The sequence below is a fragment of the Bacteroidota bacterium genome, from assembly GCA_018698135.1.
Taxonomy (GTDB): Bacteria; Bacteroidota; Bacteroidia; order CAILMK01; family JAAYUY01; genus JABINZ01.
On sequence record JABINZ010000022.1, the window covers coordinates 1 to 5,219 of the forward strand.

Consider the following 5,219-nt stretch of genomic DNA (forward strand, 5'->3'; position numbering starts at 1 on the left):
GCTACTTCTGTTTCTGAATTTGTTAATATATTATCTTCCATATTACTTTGTTGTCCATTGCAAGCCTGCAAAATTGCCATTAAACCGACTAATACAAAAAGACTTATTTTTTTTATCATCGGCCATTACTAAACAATGAGCTTGCCAATATTAGTATTTCTCTCGAGCTATCTTTATTCTAAAATAATAAACTTAGCTTGGCGAATAGTACCTTTATCATGAATGGCCATTATGTATATCCCTTTTGTTAATCCTGAAATCCCCCTGCTATCTTTTACTTCAGCATATTTTGCTACTATTTTTCCTGACAAATCATAAATCACGAAATCGACACCATTACTATTTCCATTTAAATAACAACTATTATTGCTATAGAAATAGTATTCAGATAAATTATCAGCTTCATTTATTCCGATAGTATTCAATAATACAAAAGGATCTGACGAACTTATTTGATAATCTTCTGCCCTGGTTCCTCTAGGGTAAGAAACTACAAAAAGAACATACTCAGTATTTTGAACAATCAAGTCTCCATCGATATCCTTTGAATTCTCTTTCAAGTTCAGATTCCGGTCAGATCCATTAGGAGGAATACCCAAACAATTGCCAACTGGCACTGCAAGAGCCTTTACAATATCAAAAGTAGATGTATCTTCAGCTTTAACAACAAATGCCCTGTATTGAAAAACTGTAAATTCATTCTCAGCCTTACTAAAGGTTAATTTTATGTCACGACCGTCACCAAAATCACTATCATCTATTGCCACAACATTATTCGTCTTTCCTGTGGGAATTCCTTCACCTGCGTATATTTCAGCATTTGGTAACGAATTATAAGCAAAATCCCTACAGACCAAATAAGAGCCACTTGGATGAATATATATTCTAATCCATCCGAAAAATGTTCCAGCACCATTATTCATTTTTATACCGATGAATCTATCAGTCGTCATTTTTTGAAAATAACCCCAATTCTGATACTCTCCATTAACCATGGCATAAACAAACAAAGGCACATTATTTTCATAATTTGCCCAAACCTGAGCTCCAATATCTACTGTGTAATTATAATACAGTGAATTTGGATACATATGTCCATCAATAACACATAGAATCTCATTACCATTAAAATGTGCGATTCCATTGACCATTCCACTATCGTTTGGCCATGCTGTGAAAACAGTATCATGAAACAAGGCAAAATCATTTATGTTATCCCCATCAATATCAAGGTATTTAGAACTTTGTGAACCAATTAGGATGGTGTCAGGTTCAATATCAGTATAGACAATTTGAGAAAAACCCGAGTTTAAACAAATTGTTAAGCTTAGTAGAATTATTGCTAAAGAATATTTCATTTTTTTACAATTAGTTAGAAGAAAACATAATTATACAAGCAAGTAGATATAAAATTGCACATATCACAATATAATTCAAATCGAATATACTATAAATATGTGATTTTATTAACTTGCTTTTTAGGCAATCCTCGTTTATCCATCTAACTTATTTTGTACGGAATATTGTTCGTTGACTGTTTTAGATATGTAATTATTTGTACAGAAACACATACTATCAGAAACAAAACTTTGAAGTTTTTGGTTTAAACAGGAAGTGGAATTCAAGTTGATCTAATAACTAAGACCTCATATGCCTCTTCTTTTTTTTCTTCTTTTTTTTGTGTGGATTTGTTTTAGGAATGTCCTGGTCAAGCAAATTTTTCCAATTGGTATCTTCTTTTTCAGCAGGCATTTCGAGCGTTAAATGATACTCACGATTGGTCATTTCAATACAGGGAACTGTCTCAAAAATAAAACGATTTAACAGATTGCGTCATTCGTTCCTCATTCGCAATGACGAATTTGTGAGCTCTGATGAAATATAGAAACAATACAATTATTAATGTAAAAGCCCTAATTTAGAATAATGGAACGAGGAGGTTCAGTATACATTTTAACCAATAAAAATAACACAACACTTTACACTGGAGTTACAAACGATTTAGCAAATCGAGTATTTGAGCATATTTAAGGCATACATCCCAATAGTTTTACAAAAAGATACAATCTTCATAAACTGGTCTACTTCGAAAACTTTCATTCCATTGAGGAGGCTATTGCACGAGAAAAACAAATAAAAGCAGGTTCCAGATATAAAAAGATCCGTCTAATAGAATCAATAAATCCAAACTGGAATAATTTATATGATAGTATTAAAGATATTTGGTAACAAGCATTATAAATCCTTTAATTCTCCTAATCTGTGCATCCTTGCCAACGAAATGGAGTTCAGGAATCTGCTGCAAGGCAACGAAATCAGGAACAGATCGTCATTGCGAACGTAACGAAGTGAAGTGAGGCAATCTGACTCTAGAAAACAAAATCCAATTTATACGATTGCATCATTCGTTCCTCATTCGTAATGATAAAGCCAAGAGGCATTCTTTTCGGAAACAAGAAATAATATGAAACTAAGACCTCATATGCCTCTTCTTATTTTTCTTCTTCTTTTTGTGTGAATTTGTTTTAGGAATGTCCTGATCAAGCAAATTTTTCCAATTGGTATCTTCTTTTTCAGCAGGCATTTCGAGCGTTAAATGATACTCACGATTGGTCATTTCAATACGGGAAACTGCCTTGCCCATATTTTCTTCTATTTCGGCCAATACTTTTTTTTCTTCTTCGCTGCAAAACGAAATGGCAATTCCTTTAGCTCGTCCACGACCAGTACGCCCTACCCGATGCACATAAAACTCAGCTGTATCAGGCAAATCATAATTAATGACATACTCAACCTGTGGAATATCAATACCACGAGCACTTACATCAGTAGCAATCAGTACTTTGAGCTTGCCACTTCTGAAATCCGCCATAGTATGCTCCCGTTCTTCCTGTATCACATCGCTATGGATGGTTTCAGTTTCAATGTTAACACGCTCCATAGCAGCCTTTACACGCTCTGCCCTGACTTTTGTGCGAACAAACACCAATATCTTTTTATCCGCATTATTATTGATCACATCCGCTAAAAAGAAGCGTTTATCATCCATATCAATGAAAGCAACTCCATGCTCGATGTTTTTTGCTACCGGATCTTTAGGTGAAATTTGTATACGTATGGCATTATTCACTAATGAATAAGCTAGTTTTTTAATTTTATCGTTAATCGTAGCCGAAAAGAAAAGAGTTTGTCTGCGTTTGGGTAAATGTTTCATCAAATCCCTGATATCTTTAATAAAGCCCAAATCAAGCATGTGATCAGCTTCATCTAATATCAGAATCTGTATTCGGCTTAATACCAATGATCCCTGACTCACTAAATCGAATAAACGTCCGGGTGTAGCAATTACCACATCCACTCCTTTTTCTAAAGATTCTTTTTGTGGATCCTGATCAACTCCTCCCAATATGCAAAGTGTTTTAATGCGGGTGTGTTTGCCAATGGTTTTAAATACCGTATCAATTTGCTGAGCCAATTCATGTGTAGGTGCCATTACCAGACATTTAACACCCGATTGTCGTGTTTTGTTTATCTCTTGCTGCAATATATGCAAAACAGGAATCACAAAAGCAGCTGTTTTTCCGGTGCCGGTGTGGGCAATGGCCAAAACATCTTCCCCATTTAAAATATGAGGAATGGCTTTAAACTGAATGTCAGTTGGTTTTTTATAGCCCAAATTGCCAATACTTCGTTTAATTCCTTCAGCTATGTGGTATTCGTCAAATTTCATGGATTGTTTTGAGCTGCAAAGATAATACGCTTAAATTACTTATTTCGAGAAGTATCTGTATTAATGGGCTTCGACTTCGCTCAGCTCAACATCACTTCTCTGCTTGTTTTGTAATGCTACGGTCGTGCAATTAGGTTGACTCCTAGTAAAAAAATACCCTTACAAAAACCGAGGTGTCCATATAATAAGATCAGAATGTGGTAAGGGAGGTCCTATATTTATTCCTTTGCAAAATTGGATAAAAAACTCCGTTGTTCCATTACTCACACTATTCATATTTGTGGTGGTTAAATCATACGAAAACCCAATCCGCATATACTTGCTAGGGATCACTCCTATTAACATACTAACCGCATCGTTCTGACGATACTGCGCACCTACCCAAAGTTTATTAAAGTAAACGACATTCAGATTCAAATCCAATTGTTGTCGGGCATAATCAATTTTATATAAAAATGATGGTTGAATATCCAATCGTGGATAAGCTGGAAAAATAAAACTATAGCCACCTGATATATACGATTGTCGGGCAAACTGGTTTTTTTCGCCACCCCAATCAAATTGACTATTATTAATATGTTGAGAGCTAACACCAACATAATAACGGTTATGCTTGAAGATATAAATTCCAGCTCCAAAATCGGCTTTGATATCACTATATTCATCGGAGGGTATGCTTGGATCAAAAACATGTCCATCAGGGCCAATCCAATCACGATTGTTGATACTTCGCTGATAAAAACCACCATTTAATCCGAGATAGATTGCGCCAAACGAAAAATACTTTTTTACTGATAAAGATAGATTGGCACTTAGATTTTCCTGAAAACCCAATTGATCGCGAATAGCATAAAAGCCCCAACCACCGAGCCAATTGCTACCTTTGAAAGGTGCATGAATACTAAATGTTTCAGTTCCTGGTGCAGCTCCACTGTATATTCCTTCTGTAGGTGAATAGCCTGTCCATTGGTTGTGATATAAAAAAGTAACACAGGCAAATTCAGGATTTGTTCCAGTATATGCAGGATTATACACCAATTTGTTAAACATATAATTGGTATAAAGTGGATCTTGTTGAGCTTGGAGAGTACTATTAAATAATAACAAGCTAAATAAGAGAATGGAGGCCGTTTTTAAGAAAGAGATTCTTTTCATCGTATTTCATTTAATTGTTTATCCAAAACACCTCAAAGTCAGTAATAAATGAATAGTTTATAAATATACAAAAAAATGACAAACATTCCAAATATTTTTATACTTGAACTAATTAGTAAGAAAATACTCATTATTGCAAAACATAATTGGTTAATATTATTGTTTAGGATTTATATACTCAATATGTCTGATTTTGGGCAATTGTAAACAACGGGAATGGTTTACATTTCAAATAAAGAGATTGCTTCTTGCCAATTTGGTTATGAGGGGATGATTCTTCCTGATAATAAAAAAAACAGTACTACTCATGTGCATTGATCATCCATATGGAAAA

The 5,219-nt window shown here is 34.4% G+C and carries 3 protein-coding genes and 1 pseudogene; 1 reads left to right on the top strand and 3 read right to left on the bottom strand.

Going from position 1 to position 5,219, the window contains the following annotated elements; all coding sequences use genetic code 11:
* Window positions 1–173: 173 nt before the first annotated feature.
* The gene (locus tag HOG71_01660) at window positions 174–1,358 is read right to left on the bottom strand and encodes a T9SS type A sorting domain-containing protein (protein MBT5989535.1); all 1,185 of its coding nucleotides are present in this window, start codon (window positions 1,356–1,358) and stop codon (window positions 174–176) included.
* Between the two features lie 568 nt (window positions 1,359–1,926).
* Between HOG71_01660 and HOG71_01665 the strand changes: the two are divergent.
* Window positions 1,927–2,229, top strand: a pseudogene (locus HOG71_01665) (GIY-YIG nuclease family protein).
* Between the two features lie 241 nt (window positions 2,230–2,470).
* Here HOG71_01665 and HOG71_01670 read toward each other — a convergent pair.
* Window positions 2,471–3,730 (bottom strand): DEAD/DEAH box helicase, encoded by a 1,260-nt coding sequence (locus HOG71_01670; protein MBT5989536.1) that lies wholly within the window; start codon window positions 3,728–3,730, stop codon window positions 2,471–2,473.
* A gap of 159 nt (window positions 3,731–3,889) precedes the next feature.
* Window positions 3,890–4,885: a PorP/SprF family type IX secretion system membrane protein gene (locus tag HOG71_01675; GenBank protein MBT5989537.1), complete on the bottom strand. Its 996-nt coding sequence runs from the start codon at window positions 4,883–4,885 to the stop codon at window positions 3,890–3,892.
* Window positions 4,886–5,219: the final 334 nt, after the last annotated feature.